The sequence below is a fragment of the Klebsiella sp. X1-16S-Nf21 genome, from assembly GCF_002837615.1.
Lineage (GTDB): Bacteria > Pseudomonadota > Gammaproteobacteria > Enterobacterales > Enterobacteriaceae > Klebsiella > Klebsiella variicola.
The window spans coordinates 1-18,655 of sequence record NZ_PJDK01000092.1 but is presented as its reverse complement, the minus strand read 5'-3'; the positions used below and the strand labels follow the sequence as shown (position 1 = coordinate 18,655).

The following is an 18,655-nucleotide window of genomic DNA, read 5'->3' as shown; positions in this document are numbered from 1 at the left end:
GACGTGGCGGCCCTGGCGGCCCTGAGCGGTACGCTGCGGGCGGGAAGCTGGCTGGTGCTGCTGACGCCCCCCTTCGCCGACTGGCCGACCCGGGCGGATGAGGACTCCCTGCGCTGGAGCGATACTCCCGACCCTATCGTTACCCCCAACTTTGTTCACCGCTGCTGCCGGCAGTTTATCGCCGATCCGGAGGTGCTGCTCTGGCAGCAGTCGGACCGGCCGCGCTTCCCGCTGGCCGCCCCCCGCCCTGACTGGCATCCCGCCGATGGCCACCCCCAGGCCGAGCAGGCGCTAATCCTTGAGCAACTGTTGCGGCTGCCGCCCGGTATCGCGGCGGTGACGGCAGAGCGCGGGCGAGGGAAATCCGCTCTCGCGGGCATGCTGCTGCGCCAGCTTGAGGGCGAGGCCATCGTCACCGCCCCAACGCGTAGCGCCGTCGAGGTGCTGGCGAGCTTTGCCGGCGAGGCGTTCCGCTTTATGGCGCCCGATGCGCTGTTGGCGTCGCAAGAAACGGCGGCCTGGCTGATTGTCGATGAGGCCGCGTCGATCCCGGCTCCGCTTCTCCGGCAGCTGGTAAGCCGTTTTCCCCGCACGCTACTCACCACGACGGTGCAGGGTTATGAAGGCACCGGTCGCGGATTCCTGCTGAAATTTTGCGCCAGCCTGCCCCGTCTGCAGTCGTTCAGCCTGAGCGCCCCGATCCGCTGGGCGGCGGGCTGTCCGCTGGAGTCAGCCATCCGTCAGTTGCTGATCTTTAACGATGAGGCATTTCGCGACGCGCCGACGGGGGAGGTGGTGCTGGAAGCGGTTAATCAGTCCTGCTGGCAATCGCAGCCAGCGCTACCGGAGGCGATGTACCAGCTATTGTCCGGGGCGCACTACCGGACTTCCCCGCTCGATCTGCGGCGCATGATGGATGCCCCCGGCCAGGCTTTTCGCTGCGCTCGCGCCAGCGGCGCGGTGGCGGGCGCGCTGTGGCTGGTGGCCGAGGGGGGACTTTCTCCCGAACTTAGCCGGGCGGTGTGGGCAGGGTTTCGCCGGCCGCGCGGGAATCTGGTCGCCCAGTCGCTGGCGGCGCATGGCGGCAGTCCCCTGGCGGCGACGCTGTCCGGTCTGCGGGTCAGTCGGATCGCTGTCCATCCTGCCCGTCAGCGCGAAGGTCTCGGGCAGAAGATGATCGCCAGTATCGCCGCCGATGCCGCAGGCTATGACTATCTGTCCGTCAGCTTCGGCTATACCCCTGAGCTGTGGCGCTTCTGGCAACGCTGCGGGTTTATCCTCGTGCGGCTGGGAACCCATCGCGAGGCCAGCAGCGGCTGCTATACCGCGATGGCTCTGTTCCCGCTGACTGCAGCGGGGCACCAGCTCGCGCAGCGGGAGGCGCAGCGGCTGCTGCGGGATGAATATTGGCTTCGCCCGTGGCGGGACGAATCCGCGCCGCTGCCGGCCGTCGCAGACGCTATGCTTAGTGATGAGGACTGGCTGGAAGCGGCGAGCTTTGCTTTCGCCCATCGCCCGCTGGCCGCGGCGCTGGGCTGCCTCAACCGCCTGCTGATGCAGGCCGACATGCCGTTGCCGGCTCTGCGCGGACGTCTGCAGGGGGAAGAGGAAGCCGCGCTGTGTGCTGCGCTGCGGCTGACGGGGCGTAAAGCCCTGCTGGCGAGATGGCGTATTGAGGCCGCTGACGCCTTGCGCTTCCTCGATGCAGCGCGTGCTGAGGCGCTGCGTCAGCAGGTGGCGCATCTGCAATTATTTTAACTAACTCATTCAGTTAAATGGCATGGTCATATCTGGCGAGCGGCGTAAACTGCCGGCATACACTAAGGAGACAGCCATGAAACACGATCATTTTATTGTTCAAAGCCCTGCGACGCCTGCGCAACAGCTGTTGCTGCTGTTTCATGGCGTAGGGGATAACCCGGTCTCTATGGGGCAAATCGGCAGCTGGTTCGCGCCGCAGTTTCCCGATGCGCTAATTGTCAGCATCGGCGGGGTCGAACCTTGCGGTCCCAACGGTCGGCAGTGGTTTTCGGTGCAGGGAGTGACGGAAGAGAATCGTCAGCAGCGCATCGATGCCATTATGCCGACCTTCATTGACATTGTGCGCTACTGGCAGGAGAAAAGCGGCGTCAGTCCACTGGCCACCGCGCTGATCGGTTTCTCTCAGGGGGCGATTATGTCGCTGGAGAGTATCAAAGCGGCGCCAGATCTGGCTTCAAGAGTGATCGCCTTTAATGGCCGCTACGCGACGCTGCCGATGACGGCAACGACGGCCACCACCATTCACCTGATCCACGGGGGGGAAGATCGGGTTATCGACCTGGCGTGGGCGGTGTCGGCTCAGGAGGCATTACAGCAGGCGGGCGGCGACGTGACCTTAGATATTGTTGACGATCTGGGGCATGCCATTGACGATCGCAGCATGCAGTTTGCCATCGAGCGTCTGCGTTATACCGTGCCGAAGCACTATTTTGATGAGGCGCTGAGCGGCAGTACGCCAAAAGGGGACGATATCATCGAAATGCTGTAACCCCGGCGGACGGGGTTACAGGCGGGCAGTACCGCGATAAAGGCAAACTTACGGTTTCTTCGACTGGTCGTGCTTTGGCCAGTCGTCGTCATCGTCCCATTTATCGTTAAAATCGCGGTGCGGCGGCAGATCGGGTTTGTTGTTAAGGAATTTTTTGTGGTCAACGCGGTTCAGATCTTTGATCACGTTGATAATCACCCCCACCAAAAAGACCAGAACCAGAATCCACCAGTGTTTAATAAGCCATTCCATGCGCGCTTCCTCTTTACGTCAATTCGTCAGGCGACCAGCTGTTCCATTACGCGTTGATACATCCGTGCCAGCAGCTGCAGGTCGGCGGCGTTCACACATTCATTAATTTTGTGAATGGTTGCGTTCACGGGGCCCAGCTCAACCACCTGCGCCCCCATGCGGGCGATAAACCGACCGTCAGAGGTGCCGCCGTTGGTCAACAGCTGCGGTTTGATCTCATTATAGTGCTCAATTGCGCTCACCACCGCATCCACCAGTTTACCGCGCCCGGTGAGGAACGGCTGGCCGGAGAGCCACCACTCCACGCTGTAACGCAGCTGGTATTTTTCCAGCAGGGAGACCACGCGGGCTTTGATCATCTCGTCCGTCAGTTCCGTACTGAAGCGGAAGTTGAACTGGACGAACATATCGCCGGGGATCACGTTGTTGCTGCCGGTACCGGACTGTACGTTGGCGATCTGCATGCTGGTTGGCGGGAAAAATTCATTGCCTTTATCCCACTCGATATTGACCAGCTCCGCCAGCATCGGCGCCGCGCGATGGACAGGGTTATCGGCAAGGTGCGGATAGGCGACATGGCCCTGCACGCCGTGAATGGTCAGGTTGCAGGTCAGCGAGCCGCGGCGGCCGTTTTTCACCACATCGCCGACCACTTCGGTACTGGAGGGTTCGCCGACCAGACAGTAGTCCAGACGCTCATTACGCGCCATCAGCGTTTCCACCACTTTGACGGTGCCGTTTTTGGCGCTGGCCTCTTCATCTGAGGTGATCAAGAACGCCAGTCTGCCGCGATGATTCGGGTACTGCGCGACAAAACGTTCCGCCGCCACCACCATCGCCGCCAGCGAGCCTTTCATATCAGCTGCGCCGCGGCCGAACAGCATGCCGTCGCGGATGGTCGGTTCGAACGGGGGGTTGATCCAGCGGTCGGCGTCGCCTGCCGGGACCACGTCGGTGTGGCCGGCGAAGGCCAGCGTCTCGCCGTGGCCGCGCCAGGCCCAGAAATTCTGTGTATCGCCGAAATCCATCGGTTCAACGGTAAAGCCGATCGCACGCAGGCGTTCAATCATTAACGCCTGGCATCCCGCATCATCGGGGCTAAGGGAAGGGCGGCGAATAAGCTGCTGAGCCAGCTCAATGACCGGGCAAGACATAGACTATACCTCGTTAAACTGCTGATAACTTGCTTCACTAAAACCCAGCAGCATAGGACGACCGGGCGCACAGAGCAATGGGCGTTTGATAATCGCCGGCATTTCCAGCATCAATGCGGCGGCGGCGTCGGCATTATCGATGCTGTTGCGCAGCGACTCGTCGAGTTTGCGCCAGGTGGTGCCGCGGGTGTTCAGCAGCGCCTGCCAGCCCAGTTCGGCAATAAAGGTATCCAGTTGCGCGCGGTCAAGGCCATCGGCGCGGTAGTCATGAAACTGATACGCAATCTGATGCGCTTCCAGCCAGCGACGGGCTTTTTTAATGGTATCGCAGTTTTTAATTCCGTACATGGTGAGCATAGATAAACCTTTCACATTCAATTAAGCGGTTAACTCAGATATTTCCGAATATATAAGTCTTACTGAAATAATACGTGATTCAGATGAATAAATATAACTTTTTACCGGGTATCTCATTCAATTGACGGCGTGGTGAAATTTTGCTCATTCGCGGAAGTGATGTGAGGCTATTAACAATATTGCGAAAATGTTGCCTGAGAGTGCTCTGCGTCACATAATTTTTACATACGAAACGGCATAGTGGCGGCAACCAGAGGTTTTATCTCTGTCAGACGTCCACAAGACAATCAGAGCAATAGGGGAGCCCAACTTCCCATCAGCAATGAAGTTATATAGAATCGACCATAATAATAAGAGAGGCTATTATGATTGAACATGAACTGGGGAACTGGAAAGATTTTATTGAAGGCATGCTTCGTAAATAAATTTCCGCAATGTGAGCAGGGGAATAACGCGAAGTAAATAAGCGCGTCATCGTTCTGAACACATAAAGAAGGCGACCTTAAGGGTCGCCTTTTCTGTTATTAAGGCTCGCCGCCAACGCCCGACGGCTTATTGCGGACGCTCCTTCAGCGGAAAGCGACGGCGTACCAGCACAAAGAACAGCGGCACGAAAAAGATGGCCAGCACGGTGGCGGAGATCATCCCGCCCATCACCCCGGTACCGACCGCATGCTGGCTGCCGGAACCGGCCCCGGTGCTGGTCGCCATCGGCAGCACGCCGAAGATAAACGCCAGCGAGGTCATCAGGATGGGGCGCAGGCGCTGACGGCAGGCCGACAGCGTGGCGCTGAGCAGATCCTGGCCTTTCTCGTTCAGCTCGTTGGCGAACTCAACGATCAGAATGGCGTTTTTCGCCGACAGGCCGATCACCGTTAACAGGCCCACCTGGAAGTAAACATCATTCTCCAGGCCGCGCACCCAGGTCGCCAGCAGGGCGCCAATCACCCCGAGCGGGACCACCAGCATCACCGAGAACGGCACCGACCAGCTCTCGTACAGCGCCGCCAGGCACAGGAACACCACCAGCAGCGAAATCGCGTACAGTGCCGGCGCCTGAGCGCCAGAGAGGCGTTCCTGGTAGGACATGGCGGTCCATTCGAGGCCAAAGCCGGTTGGCAACTGCGCGGCCAGCTTCTCCATCATGTCCATCGCGGTGCCGGTACTGATACCCGGCGCCGCCTCACCGACGATCTCCACCGCCGAGTAGCCATTGTAGCGTTCCAGACGCGGCGAGCCGGTCTCCCAACGTGAGGTGGCGAAGGCCGAGAACGGCACCATCGTGCCGCTGCTGTTGCGGACATACCAGAGATTGATATCGTCTGGCAGCATCCGGTATTTCGCCGCTGCCTGGACGTAGACTTTCTTCACCCGGCCGCGATCCATAAAGTCGTTGACGTAGCTCGACCCCCACGCGGTTTGCAGCGTATCGTTGATGTCGTCAATGGAGACGCCCAGCGCCTGCGCTTTACGCTGATCGATATCGACCTGCAGCTGCGGACTGTCGTCGAGCCCGTTATGGCGGACCCGGGTCAACAGTGGGTTTTTGCCGGCCAGCTCAAGCAGCGTATCGCGTGCCGCCATCAGCGCATCGTGCCCCTTACCGGCGTGATCCTCAAGCTCCATATCGAAGCCTGCCGAACTGCCGAGGCCGCTGATGGCCGGCGGGCTGCTGGCGATGACCCGCGCTTCGTTGATCTGATTAAACGCTTTGGTGGCGCGTTCAATAATGGCAAAGGAGGAGCCGGTTTCCGGGTCGCGCTGGTCCCAGTCTTTGAGACGCACAAACATGCGGGCCACGTTCTGCCCGTTGCCGCCGGGGCCGGAACCGACGGTGGCAAATACCGATTCGACGTTCTGCTTCTCATTATTGAGGAAGTAATCTTCCGCTTTTTGCACTACTTTCAGCGTCTGCTGCTGAGTAGCGCCGCTCGGCAACTGGACCGAGGTGGTGAACATCCCGCGATCCTCCAGCGGCAGGAACGAGGTGGGCAGATGCAGGAACAGGAACACCATCCCGCCGAGCAGGACGACGTAGATCAGCATCCAGCGCAGCGAGCGGTGAAGAATTTTGCCGACAAAGGTTTCGTAGCGGCTGGCGCTGCGGTTGAAGGTGCGGTTGAACCAGCCGAAGAAGCCTTTTCTTTCATGGGATTCACCTGGCTTAACCGGCTTGAGCAGCGTGGCGCAAAGGGCCGGAGTGAGGATCATGGCCACCAGCACCGAGAGGACCATCGCCGCGACGATAGTGATTGAGAACTGGCGATAGATGGCCCCGGTGGTGCCGCCGAAGAAGGCCATTGGCACAAACACCGCCGACAGCACCATGGCGATCCCCACCAGTGCGCCTTGAATTTGCCCCATCGATTTGCGGGTCGCCTCGCGGGGCGACAGGCCCTCCTCGCTCATGATGCGCTCGACGTTCTCCACTACCACGATGGCGTCATCCACCAGCAGGCCGATCGCCAGCACCATCGCGAACATCGTCAGGGTGTTGATGCTGTAGCCACAGGCATACAGCACCGCAAAGGTGCCCATCAGCACCACCGGCACGGCGATGGTCGGGATCAGGGTGGCGCGGAAGTTCTGCAGGAACAGATACATCACGAGGAAGACCAGCAGGATCGCCTCCAGCAGCGTTTTGACCACATCAGTGATGGAGGCCTTTACGAAGGAGGTCGTCTCGTAGGCGACTTTATATTCCAGACCGTGAGGAAAATACTGCGACAGCTCATTGAGGCGATTGATCACGCGCTCCGCCGTGGCCATTTCGTTGGCGCCGGAAGCAAGCTTAATTCCCAGGCCCGAAGCGGCCTGCCGGTTGTAGCGGCTGAGGTAGTCGTACTTCTCCGCCCCCATCTCGACGGTGGCGACATCGCCCAGCGTCACCTCTGAACCATCCTGATTGACGCGCAGGGTGATATTGCGGAACTGCTCCGGGGTTTGTAGCAGAGATTGCGAGTTGATGGTGGCGTTCAGCGCCTGCTTATCGACCGAAGGCGTCCCGCCAAGCTGGCCGACGGCAATCTGGGCGTTCTGCGAACTGATGGCGTCGGTCACATCCTTGGTGGTCAGCTGGTAGCTATTGAGCTTCGCCGGGTCGAGCCAGATGCGCATTGAGTATTGCGAGCCGTAGGCGTCGATATCCCCCACGCCGTTGACGCGGCTGAGCGGGTCCTGAATGTTACTGGCGACGTAGTCGGCAATATCTTGTTTATCCATGCTGCCGTCGGTGGAGACGAAGGCGAGGGTCAGGATATTGGTGTCGCCGGTTTTGCGCACCGTCACCCCCTGGTTTTGCACCGCCTGCGGCAGTTTACGCATCGCCGACTGCAGCTGGTTCTGAACCTGCTGCACGGCTTCGTCCGGGTCGGTACCGGCGGTGAAGCTGAGGGTGATCGTCGCCTGGCCAGTGGCGCTGCTCTGGGATGACATATACATCAGGTTATCGAGGCCGGTCATATTCTGTTCGATAACCTGGGTGACGGTATTCTCCAGGGTTTGCGCGGAGGCGCCGGGATAGTTGGCGGTGATCCGCACGTTCGGCGGGGCGAGGTCGGGATACTGTTCAACGGGAAGCGACAAAATGGCAAGGGTGCCCGTCAGACATAACAGGATTGCCAGCACCCACGCAAAAATGGGGCGATCGATAAAGAAATTCGCCATCAGAATAAAGACCTCATATGCACATTTTTTTGTTATTGCACAGCCTGTGCCACTTTAGCGCCAGCGCCTCCGTCAATCGTGGAGAAATTAAGGAGATAGTGTAATTTATCATGTTGCTTTTGCCGTATCGTAAAGAAACCTCGAACTTTCCTGCCAGCAGGCAGTGAGTCTGCTTTGCAGCCTCAGACAGGCGCATTATCTCTTGCCGGTGTGAAACCTCATTTCATTTAAGTCAAAAAAATTGATCCAAAACGGATTCTCTCCAGAAAAAGTTTATCCTGGGCATTTGGACATTGTTCCGGCGCCGTCTTGTCGGGTAATAAATAGTCATGCGCATTGAGGGGTTATTCACCAAAAAGACAAAAGGAAGCCATGAACCACTTTATTTTGAGCGATAGTCGAAAATGTATCGGCTGCCAGGCCTGCGAAGTGGCCTGCGTAATGGCGCATAACGAGGAGCAACACGTGCTGACCCCGCAGCGCTTTTTACCTCGTATCACCGTCATCAAAGCGGCGGGCCAGCGTAACGCTATCACCTGCCGCCACTGTGAAGACGCCCCCTGCGTCCGCAGTTGCCCCAACGACGCCATTGCCCAGTCCGGCGACAGCGTTCAGGTCAGTCAGGAGAAATGCATTGGCTGTAAATCCTGCATGGTGGCCTGCCCGTTCGGGGTGATGCAGGTGGTGGTGACGCCGCAGGCTGCGGGCCTGGTAAAGGCCAGCGCGCTGAAATGCGATCTGTGCCAGGGCCGCGAGGCGGGACCGGCCTGTGTGGAAAACTGTCCCGCGCAGGCACTGACCCTCGCCGACGATGAGACGTTGACCGCGCTGGCGAAGCAGCGGCGACTGCGCTCGGCATGCCAGGAGGTGCAGCCGTGGCAGCGCGGTACGCTGACCTGCAGCCAGCCCAATGTTGGCGCGAAGGTCAGGCAAATGGCGATGACGCCGCCGCGCGGGGAGCCGGATAAGCTGGCGGCGGAGGCGCGTAAGAGCCACTTTGAGGAGATCTATCAGCCGTTCACCCCGGCGCAGGCGCAGCAGCAGGCCGCCCGCTGCCTCACGTGTGGGGAACACAGTATTTGCGAATGGACCTGCCCGCTGCATAACCATATCCCGCAGTGGGTCGAGCTGGTTAAGGCGGGGGATATCGCCGCCGCGGTCGCGCTTTCCCATCAGACCAACTGCCTGCCGGAGATCACCGGTCGCGTCTGCCCCCAGGACCGGCTGTGTGAAGGTGCCTGCACCCTGCGCGATGAAAGCGGCGCAGTCACCATCGGCAACATTGAGCGCTATATTTCCGACCAGGCGCTGGCCAGCGGCTGGCGTCCGGACCTCTCGCAGGTTAAGCCGAGCGGTAAGCGGGTGGCGATTATCGGCGCCGGGCCGGCCGGGCTGGCCTGCGCCGATGTGCTGGTGCGTCACGGCGTCCAGCCGGTGGTTTTTGACCGTCATCCGGAGATTGGCGGTCTGCTGACCTTCGGCATCCCGGCGTTCAAGCTGGATAAATCGCTGCTGGCCCGGCGGCGGGCCATTTTCAGCGAGATGGGTATCCGCTTTGAGCTCAATTGCGAGGTGGGGAAAGATATCCCCATGGCGACGCTGCTGGCCGACTATGACGCGGTGTTCGTCGGCGCCGGAACCTATCGCTCCATGAAGGCGGGGTTGCCGAACGAAGAGGCCCCCGGCGTTTACGATGCGCTGCCGTTCCTCATTGCCAACACCAAACAGGTGATGGGGCTGGCGGCATCGGCTCAGGAGCCTTATATCAACACTGCCGGGCTGAACGTCGTCGTGCTGGGCGGCGGCGATACAGCGATGGACTGCGTGCGCACCGCGCTGCGTCACGGCGCCCGCCAGGTGACCTGCGCCTATCGGCGGGATGAAGCCAACATGCCGGGCTCGAAAAAAGAGGTCAAAAACGCCCGCGAAGAGGGGGCGGTCTTTGAGTTTAACGTCCAGCCGGTGACCCTGGAGCTGGACGAAAGCGGGCGAGTGAACGGGGTACGCTTTTTGCGCACCGAGCTGGGCGCCCCGGACGCGGGAGGAAGACGCCGCCCGACGCCGATCCCCGGCAGTGAGTTTGTTATGCCGGCGGATGCGGTGATCATGGCCTTTGGCTTCCACCCGCACCGCATGCCCTGGCTGGAAGCGTCGGGCGTGGCGCTGGACAGCCAGGGGCGCATCAAAGCCGGCGTCGAGAGCCGTTACCGTTACCAGACCAGTCAGGAGAAGATCTTTGCCGGCGGCGATGCCGTGCGCGGCGCAGACCTTGTAGTGACGGCGATGGCGGAAGGCCGTCACGCGGCGCAGGGGATTTTGGACTATCTGGCGCTGAAAACGACGCCGCTTCACTGACGACAAACCCGGCCCCGCAGCGTAGTATGAGGGCGTCCTTTTACGCTGTGGGGTCGGTATGTCACTCAATATTCACGTCATTAAAGATAAAATCCTCTCTGAGAACTGGTTCGTACTACGCAACATGACTTATGAGCTAACGCGGGCGGACGGCAGCGTCGTGCGCCATAAGCGCGAAGTCTACGATCGCGGCAATGGCGCCACCGTACTGCTGTATAACCGCCATAAGCAGACGGTGGTCCTGGTGCGGCAGTTCCGGGTCGCCACCTGGGTCAATGGCAATCATGACGGCATGCTGATTGAAACCTGCGCCGGGCTGCTGGACAACGACGAGCCGGAAGCCTGCATTCGTAAAGAGGCGGTGGAAGAGACCGGCTACGAAGTGGGCGAGGTGCGTAAGCTGTTTGAGCTGTTTATGTCGCCAGGGGGCGTCACCGAAGTGGTGCATTTCTTTATCGCCGAGTACAGCGACGCGCAGCGAACCACCAGCGGCGGCGGGGTGGATGATGAAGCCATCGAGGTGCTGGAGCTGCCTTTTAGCCAGGCGCTGCAGATGGTCGCTGACGGTGAGATCCGCGACGGTAAGGCGGTCATCCTGCTGCAGTATCTGCAAACCTCCGGCCTGATGTCGAGGAACTCTGACAAATCCGATTGAGTAAGCGGCTGCCGTTGTCCAGGATAGGCGCCGTGGTCGGGTTTATCTGGGGTCGGGCGGTTCATGCTTTTTCGCATCATTTTTTTCCTCTTTCTGGCGGTGCTGCCTTGCTCGCAGGCATGGTCGGCACCGACGCAGCAGCGCTTCAACGACTGGCAGGTCACCTGTAACAACCAAAATTTCTGCGTCACCCGTAACGTGGGGCTGCATTATGGGCTGGTGATGACCCTCAGCCGCAGCGCCGGAGCAGTGACTGACGCCAGCCTGCGTATCGAACTGGGGGGCACCGGTAATCCGGTGGCGACGCTAGCGCCGATAGCGCCGCGCCTGCTGCTGGATGGCAAACCGGTGTCCCTGACCGACAAGCGCTGGCACATTGAAGATAAGCTCATTAAAACCGCCGACAGCGTGACGATCGATGCATTTCTCCAGCAGGTTCAGGAGGGGAAAGCTCTCTCGCTGGCCAATGGCCTGCAGAGCATCTCCCTGCAGGGGTTGAAAGCGGCTCTGTTTTTTATCGACGATCGGCAAAAGCGGGTAGGCAGTGAAACGGCCTGGGTCGGCAAAGGGGAAGAGCCGCCGCTCAGCGTACCGCCGGCCCCGGCGCTGCGCGCGGTGGCGACCGCGGAAACAGCGCAGTCGCCGCTGGGGCGTGAGGAGCTCAACGATCTGATGGACTACGGTAATGAGCGGATGAACAACAGCAACTGCTCCCTCGATCCCTTCCGCCGTGAAATTCGCGTTACTGCGCTGACGGATGACAAAGTGCTGCTGATGACCAGCTGCGAATCCGGCGCGTACAACACCGTCTGGCTGGCCTGGCTGGTCACCCGCCAGCGGCCGTATGTCGCCCGTCAGGTGCGACTGACGCTGCCGTTTCAGCCGCCGGGCGAGGCACCGCGGGAGATCGAGCTTATCAACGCCAGCTACGATGATCGCCGCCATGAGCTGGTGACCCTGGATAAAGGCCGCGAGGCCGGCGATTGCGGGATCCAGACCCGCTGGCGTTTTGACGGCCAGCGGTTCAGTCTCTCCCGCTACGCGCAGCAGCCGACGTGTGATAACTGGCAGGGGCCAGACGCCTGGCCCACGCTGTGGATCACCCGTTAAGCACCTGCTCCGCGGTGGCGACGATATGGTCGACCGTAAAGCCAAAGAACGGAAACAGCTGCTCTGCCGGGGCGGATTCGCCATAGCCGGTCATGCCGACGATCTTGCCTTTTAAGCCGACATATTTATACCAGTAGTCCGCTATCCCGGCCTCGACCGCCACCCGGGCGCTAACGTCCGACGGCAGCACCGACTCGCGCCAGGCCTCATCCTGGGCATCAAACACATCGGTGGAAGGGAGCGAGACGACCCGCACATTCACCCCGTTCGCCAACAGTTTTTCTGCGGCCAGCACAGTGATCTCCACTTCCGAGCCGGTGGCGATGAGGATCAGGTCGGGCTTCCCGCCGGCATCTTTCAGCACGTAGCCTCCCCGGGCAATAGCCTGCACCTGTTCCGGGGTGCGCGGCATCTGCGCCAGGTTTTGCCGCGACAGGATCAGCGCCGTTGGTCCGTTCTGGCGCGCAATGGCCGCCTGCCAGGCGACGGCGGTCTCCACCTGGTCGCAGGGGCGCCAGGTGCTGAAGTTCGGCGTCAGACGCAGACTGGCCAGCTGTTCCACCGCCTGGTGCGTCGGGCCATCTTCCCCGAGACCGATGGAGTCATGGGTATAGACCATGATCTGCCGGGCCTTCATCAGGGCCGCCATGCGCGCGGCGTTGCGGGCGTACTCCACGAACATCAGGAAGGTAGAGGTATACGGAATGAAGCCCCCGTGCAGGGCGATGCCGTTGGCCACCGCGGTCATGCCAAATTCGCGCACGCCGTAGTGGATATAGTTGCCCGCAGGATCGTCTTTAATCGATGTCGAGCCAGACCAGATGGTCAGGTTACTCGGCGCAAGATCCGCCGAACCGCCCAGCAGTTCCGGGAGATGCGGGCCGTAGGCGTTCAGCGCGTTTTGCGAGGCCTTGCGGCTGGCGATTTTCGCCGGCTCGGCCTGCAGTTTCGCCACGTAGTCGCGGGCGGTCGCGGCAAAGTCTTCCGGCAGGGTGCCATCCATGCGGCGAGTCAGCTCAGCGGCCAGCTCCGGAAACTGCTGCTGGTAGGCGGCGAATTTCTCGTTCCAGGCGTGCTCGGCTTTTTCGCCGCGCGGACGCGCATCCCAGCCCTGATAGATCTCTTTCGGGATCTCGAAGGGCGGATATTTCCAGCCCAGTTGCTGGCGGGCCAGGGCCACCTCTTTTTCGCCCAGCGCCGCGCCGTGAGACTCTTCCGACCCCGCTTTGTTGGGCGAACCGAAGCCGATGATGGTCCGACAGATAATCAGCGACGGCTTATCTTTCACCGCCTGCGCTTCCGCAATGGCCTGTTTAATGGCCTGCGGATCGTGACCATCAATGTCACCGATCACATGCCAGTGATAGGCGCGGAAGCGTTCGGCCGTATCATCGGAAAACCAGCCTTCGGTTTTGCCGTCGATGGAGATGCCGTTGTGATCGTAAAAACCGATCAGCTTACCCAGTCCGAGCGTACCGGCCAGCGAACAGGCCTCATGGGAGATCCCCTCCATCAGGCAGCCATCGCCCATGAAAACCCAGGTGTGATGGTCGATAATCTCATGACCGGGGCGGTTAAACTGTGCCGCCAGGGTGCGTTCGGCGATGGCCATGCCGACGGCGTTCGCCAGCCCCTGGCCCAGCGGGCCGGTGGTGGTCTCCACCCCGGGGGTATAGCCATGCTCCGGGTGGCCCGGCGTTTTTGAGTGCAACTGACGGAACTGCTTGAGTTCTGACAGCGGCAGATCGTAGCCGGTCAGGTGCAACAGGCTGTAGAGCAGCATCGACGCGTGGCCGTTGGACAGAATAAAGCGGTCGCGGTCCACCCAGCCAGGGTTCTGCGGATTGTGCTTGAGAAAATCGTTCCACAGCACTTCGGCAATGTCTGCCATCCCCATTGGCGCACCGGGGTGGCCGGAATTGGCTTTCTGCACCGCGTCCATACTCAGGGCGCGGATGGCGTTGGCAAGCTCTCTTCGGGACATAGTTTTCTCCGTGAGACTAAAGTGACAGTTTGGCGGCAAGCAGATCTTCCAGTTTGCGCTGATCGACGGCGAACAGGCGGATCCCCTCCGCCAGCTTTTCGACCGCCATCGGGTCCTGATTATGTTCCCAGCGGAACTCCGCCTCGCTGAGCGGCACCGGGCGCGGCAGGATCTGGCTGGCAGGGATCAGTTTGCGCACCACCGGGGCGTCGCTGGCCTGCAGCTCTTTTAACAAGGGCGGGGCGATGGTCAGCCGGTCGCAGCCGACCAGGGCGAGGATCTGTTCGGTGCGGCGGAAGCTGGCGCCCATCACGATGGTGGTGTATTTATGCTGTTTGAAGTAGTCATAGATATTGCGCACCGATTTCACCCCCGGATCTTCCTCCACCACGTAAGGATCCAGCGGCTTACGCGCCTGATACCAGTCATAAATACGCCCGACGAAAGGGGAGATCAGATAGACCCCGGCTTCGGCGCAGGCCCGGGCCTGGGCGAAGGAAAACAGCAGCGTCAGGTTGCAGTGGATGCCTTCTTTTTCCAGCGTCTCGGCGGCGCGGATCCCCTCCCAGGTGGATGCCAGTTTGATCAGGATCCGCGACTTATCAATGCCCATCTCCTGATACAGCGCCACCAGATGGCGCGCCTTCTCGATGCTCTTCTCCCGGTTGAAGGAGAGCCGGGCGTCCACCTCGGTGGAGACCCGGCCCGGAATGCTTTTGAGGATCTCCGCGCCAAAATTGACCGCCAGCTTATCGCAGGCGTGAGTCACCTGCGCTTCACGGCCGCCTCCTTGCTTTTTCGCCCAGGCGATGGCGTCGTCAATGAGTCCGCTATAGGACGCCAGGCCGGCGGCCTTCAGCAGCAGGGAGGGGTTAGTGGTGGCATCTTCCGGATGATAGTGGCGAATGGATTCGATGTCGCCGCTGTCGGCGACCACGGTGGTGAACTGCTTGATGCTGTCTAGCTGATTCATAGATAAGTCCTCCTGGAACAAGGTGTTACATGAGTGCTTGCCGGTATGCGGTATAAATAGTGATGAGGTACATAACCAAAAAGCATAGCAGACGGGGCTATTATTGGCGGCGAATCCGGGTAACATAACCGCTATAAATTGATAACAACCAGATCATAGCGATGGCCAGAGTTTGGCGGTGTTCAAAGTTTATCGCCCCGCCAGGAGGGATACTGTCTGCCACTGAAAGGTGAACGACAGGATGGTCATCACGCTTTTCCCCTACGAACGATACGTGAAAGAAAGGAATAGAAAATGGATGAGCAGTTAAAACAGAGCGCCCTCGACTTCCACGAATTTCCGGTTCCCGGAAAAATCCAGGTCTCGCCGACCAAACCTCTCGCCACCCAGCGCGATTTGGCGCTGGCCTACTCGCCGGGCGTCGCGGCCCCCTGTCTGGAAATCGAAAAAGATCCGCTGGCCGCCTACAAATACACTGCCCGCGGCAACCTGGTGGCGGTCGTCTCCAACGGCACCGCGGTGCTGGGGCTGGGGAATATCGGCGCGCTGGCCGGCAAGCCGGTGATGGAGGGCAAAGGCGTCCTGTTTAAGAAATTCGCCGGCATCGATGTGTTTGATATCGAAGTCGATGAGCTGGATCCGGACAAATTCATTAACGTCGTCGCCGCCCTTGAGCCGACCTTCGGCGGTATCAACCTGGAAGATATTAAAGCGCCGGAGTGTTTCTACATCGAGCAGCAGCTGCGCGAGCGGATGAATATTCCGGTTTTCCATGACGATCAGCATGGCACGGCGATCATCAGCACCGCGGCGATCCTCAACGGTCTGCGCGTCGTCGAGAAGAATCTGTCCGACGTGCGGATGGTGGTCTCCGGCGCGGGCGCGGCGGCGATCGCCTGCATGAACCTGCTGGTGGCGCTGGGGATGCAAAAGCACAACATCGTGGTCTGCGATTCGAAAGGCGTCATCTATAAAGACCGTGAACCGAACATGGCGGAAACCAAAGCCGCCTACGCAGTGGAAGACGACGGCAAACGTACGCTTGATGATGTGATCGATGGCGCCGACATTTTCCTCGGCTGCTCTGGCCCGAAAGTGCTGACTCCGGAGATGGTGAAGAAGATGGCGCGCGCGCCGCTGATCCTTGCCCTGGCCAACCCGGAGCCGGAAATTCTGCCGCCGCTGGCGAAGCAGGTCCGCGATGACGCCATCATCTGTACCGGTCGCTCCGACTACCCTAACCAGGTCAACAATGTGCTCTGCTTCCCGTTCATCTTCCGCGGCGCGCTGGACGTCGGCGCGACGGCGATCAACGAAGAGATGAAGCTGGCGGCGGTGCACGCCATTGCCGAGCTGGCCCATGCTGAGCAGAGCGAAGTGGTGGCCTCCGCCTATGGCGATCAGGATTTAAGCTTTGGTCCGGACTACATCATTCCGAAACCGTTCGACCCGCGGCTGATCGTCAAGATTGCCCCTGCGGTGGCGAAGGCGGCAATGGATTCCGGCGTGGCAACGCGCCCCATCGCTGATTTTGACGCCTATATCGAGAAGCTGAGCGAGTTCGTCTATAAAACCAACCTGTTTATGAAGCCTATCTTCTCTCAGGCGCGCAAAGAGCCGAAGCGCGTGGTGTTGGCGGAAGGGGAGGAGACCCGGGTGCTGCACGCCACTCAGGAGCTGGTGTCGCTGGGGCTGGCCAAACCGATTCTGGTGGGGCGCCCTAGCGTGATTGAAATGCGCATCCAGAAGCTGGGTCTGCAGATCAAGGCCGGCGTTGACTTTGAGATCGTCAATAATGAATCCGACCCGCGGTTTAAAGAGTACTGGAGCGAGTACTACCAGCTGATGAAGCGCCGCGGCATTACCCAGGAGCAGGCGCAGCGGGCGGTGATTAGCAACACCACGGTGATTGGCGCCATCATGGTTCATCGCGGTGAAGCGGATGCGATGATCTGCGGGACTATCGGCGAGTACCACGACCACTACCGCGTGGTGCAGCCGCTGTTTGGCTATCGCGACGGCGTCAGCACCGCCGGGGCGATGAATGCGCTGCTGCTGCCGAGCGGCAACACCTTTATCGCCGACACCTATGTCAATCACGATCCCTCCCCGGAAGAGCTGGCGGAGATCACCCTGATGGCGGCGGAAAGCGTGCGTCGCTTCGGTATTGAGCCGCGGGTGGCATTGCTGTCGCACTCCAACTTTGGTTCCGCCGACTGCCCGTCAGCCAGCAAGATGCGCAAAACCCTTGAACTGGTGAAGGCGAGCGCCCCGGAGCTGATGATCGATGGCGAAATGCATGGCGACGCCGCGCTGGTGGAAAGCATCCGCAACGACCGCATGCCGGACAGCCCGCTGAAGGGATCGGCCAATATTCTGGTGATGCCGAATATGGAAGCCGCCCGGATCAGCTATAACCTGCTGCGTGTCTCCAGTTCGGAAGGGGTGACCGTCGGACCAGTGCTAATGGGGGTGGCGAAGCCGGTGCATATTCTGACGCCGATCGCCTCCGTACGCCGCATTGTGAATATGGTGGCGCTGGCGGTTGTCGAAGCGCAAACCGAACCGCTGTAATCTCGTTTTTTTCCCATTAACGCGCGGAGAGTTTTCCGCGCACAATATCAGGCAGGCCGGCGAGTAAAAACGCTGAGCCTGCCTTTTTAATTCCGCCGCATTATTATTTTCTCTCCTGAGTGATCCACTTCACCTTTTAACCCCACTTGCCGAAATTTGTTATTTGCCGCGCTGAAATACCGTCACCATGAGGACAGATTTCAGGGGGGCAATCAGTCATGGATAAAGAACGCATTATTCAGGAATTCGTACCAGGCAAACAGGTCACACTGGCGCATCTGATTGCCCACCCGGGAGCGGAGCTGGCGAAAAAGATCGGCGTACCCGAATCCGGCGCGATCGGCATTATGACGCTGACACCGGGGGAAACAGCGATGATCGCCGGCGATCTGGCGATGAAGGCCGCCGATGTGCACATCGGTTTTCTCGACCGGTTTAGCGGCGCGCTGGTGATCTACGGTTCGGTCGGCGCGGTGGAGGAGGCGCTCCTGCAGACCATCGGCGGGTTAGGCCGCTTATTAAATTATACCTTGTGCGAATTAACGAAAAGTTAATTGAGAGCGACCATGAAGCGTATTGCCATTGTCGGCGCCGTCGGTGCAGGAAAAACCACGTTATTTAATGCCCTGCAGGGAAATTATTCCCTCGCCAGAAAAACGCAGGCGCTGGAATTTAACGATCGTGGCGACATCGATACACCCGGGGAATATTTCAGCCATCCGCGCTGGTATCACGCCTTAATTACCACCCTGCAGGATGTGGACACCCTGATTTATGTCCACGCGGCCAATGATACCGAAAGTCGCTTGCCTCCCGGGTTACTGGATATTGGCAGCCGAAAGCACCTTATCGTGGCGATCAGTAAAACGGATCTGCCGGATGCCAACGTCGCCGCGGTGCGGCAGCTGCTGGACGGGATGGGGTTTCAGGCGCCGGTTTTCGCCCTCAACGGTTGCGATCCGCAAAGCGTCGCGTCGCTGGAAAATTATTTGAGTGAGCTCAGCCAAAAGGAGGAAGGGCCAGGTGAAGAAACTCATTACCGCTA

Annotated in this window: 15 protein-coding genes; 9 read left to right on the top strand and 6 right to left on the bottom strand. The window is 59.9% G+C overall.

Going from position 1 to position 18,655, the window contains the following annotated elements; all coding sequences use genetic code 11:
- Window positions 1-1,758: tRNA(Met) cytidine acetyltransferase TmcA (locus CW267_RS26635; RefSeq protein ID WP_101148676.1), on the top strand; the 1,758-nt coding region annotated here is incomplete at its 5' end.
- Window positions 1,759-1,834: 76 nt separating this feature from the next.
- Complete coding sequence (gene ypfH / locus CW267_RS26630) at window positions 1,835-2,530, top strand: esterase (RefSeq protein ID WP_008803836.1); 696 nt, start codon at window positions 1,835-1,837, stop codon at window positions 2,528-2,530.
- Between the two features lie 48 nt (window positions 2,531-2,578).
- On the opposite strand, the gene CW267_RS26625 is transcribed toward ypfH, so the two are convergent.
- Genes CW267_RS26625 through CW267_RS26615 form a run of 3 tightly spaced genes read right to left on the bottom strand, consistent with a single transcriptional unit; the run spans window position 2,579 to window position 4,293 of the window.
- Window positions 2,579-2,782, bottom strand: a complete 204-nt coding sequence (locus CW267_RS26625; RefSeq protein ID WP_002913768.1) for a YpfN family protein — start codon at window positions 2,780-2,782, stop codon at window positions 2,579-2,581.
- Window positions 2,783-2,808: 26 nt separating this feature from the next.
- Window positions 2,809-3,936, bottom strand: coding sequence for a succinyl-diaminopimelate desuccinylase (gene dapE, locus CW267_RS26620; RefSeq protein WP_012540914.1), 1,128 nt, complete (start codon window positions 3,934-3,936; stop codon window positions 2,809-2,811).
- 3 nt (window positions 3,937-3,939) lie between these two features.
- On the bottom strand, window positions 3,940-4,293 hold the full coding sequence (locus CW267_RS26615; protein WP_008803838.1) for an ArsC family reductase: 354 nt from the start codon (window positions 4,291-4,293) through the stop codon (window positions 3,940-3,942).
- 365 nt (window positions 4,294-4,658) lie between these two features.
- Here CW267_RS26615 and ypfM point away from each other — a divergent pair, with 365 nt between their 5' ends.
- Window positions 4,659-4,718 carry a protein YpfM gene (gene ypfM, locus CW267_RS26610; RefSeq protein WP_100181659.1) on the top strand — a complete coding sequence of 20 codons (60 nt, stop codon included), beginning with the start codon at window positions 4,659-4,661 and terminating at the stop codon, window positions 4,716-4,718.
- Between the two features lie 127 nt (window positions 4,719-4,845).
- On the opposite strand, the gene acrD is transcribed toward ypfM, so the two are convergent.
- Window positions 4,846-7,959: a multidrug efflux RND transporter permease AcrD gene (gene acrD / locus CW267_RS26605; RefSeq protein WP_008803839.1), complete on the bottom strand. Its 3,114-nt coding sequence runs from the start codon at window positions 7,957-7,959 to the stop codon at window positions 4,846-4,848.
- 372 nt (window positions 7,960-8,331) lie between these two features.
- On the opposite strand from acrD, the gene aegA reads away from it, so the two are divergent.
- From aegA to CW267_RS26585, 3 genes are all read left to right on the top strand, one after another.
- Window positions 8,332-10,314, top strand: a complete 1,983-nt coding sequence (aegA, locus tag CW267_RS26595; RefSeq protein ID WP_100781384.1) for a formate-dependent uric acid utilization protein AegA — start codon at window positions 8,332-8,334, stop codon at window positions 10,312-10,314.
- A 58-nt stretch (window positions 10,315-10,372) separates the two neighbouring features.
- Entirely contained in the window at window positions 10,373-10,969 is a 597-nt protein-coding gene (gene nudK / locus CW267_RS26590) for a GDP-mannose pyrophosphatase NudK (RefSeq protein WP_016161622.1), read from the top strand.
- 63 nt (window positions 10,970-11,032) lie between these two features.
- Entirely contained in the window at window positions 11,033-12,079 is a 1,047-nt protein-coding gene (locus CW267_RS26585) for a DUF1176 domain-containing protein (RefSeq protein WP_072122196.1), read from the top strand.
- Here CW267_RS26585 and tkt read toward each other — a convergent pair.
- A complete protein-coding gene (gene tkt, locus CW267_RS26580; protein ID WP_008803842.1) occupies window positions 12,069-14,063 on the bottom strand; it encodes a transketolase in 1,995 nt (664 codons plus the stop codon). The two genes, CW267_RS26585 and tkt, sit on opposite strands and share 11 nt — an antisense overlap.
- A 16-nt stretch (window positions 14,064-14,079) precedes the next feature.
- Entirely contained in the window at window positions 14,080-15,036 is a 957-nt protein-coding gene (gene tal, locus CW267_RS26575; RefSeq protein ID WP_008803843.1) for a transaldolase, read from the bottom strand.
- 294 nt (window positions 15,037-15,330) lie between these two features.
- On the opposite strand from tal, the gene maeB reads away from it, so the two are divergent.
- The 3 genes from maeB to eutP all read left to right on the top strand — a co-directional run.
- On the top strand, window positions 15,331-17,610 hold the full coding sequence (gene maeB, locus CW267_RS26570) for an NADP-dependent oxaloacetate-decarboxylating malate dehydrogenase (protein WP_008803844.1): 2,280 nt from the start codon (window positions 15,331-15,333) through the stop codon (window positions 17,608-17,610).
- 218 nt (window positions 17,611-17,828) lie between these two features.
- Window positions 17,829-18,164 (top strand): ethanolamine utilization microcompartment protein EutS, encoded by a 336-nt coding sequence (eutS, locus tag CW267_RS26565; RefSeq protein WP_002913729.1) that lies wholly within the window; start codon window positions 17,829-17,831, stop codon window positions 18,162-18,164.
- A gap of 12 nt (window positions 18,165-18,176) precedes the next feature.
- Window positions 18,177-18,655: ethanolamine utilization acetate kinase EutP (gene eutP / locus CW267_RS26560; protein ID WP_023323086.1), on the top strand; the 479-nt coding region annotated here is incomplete at its 3' end.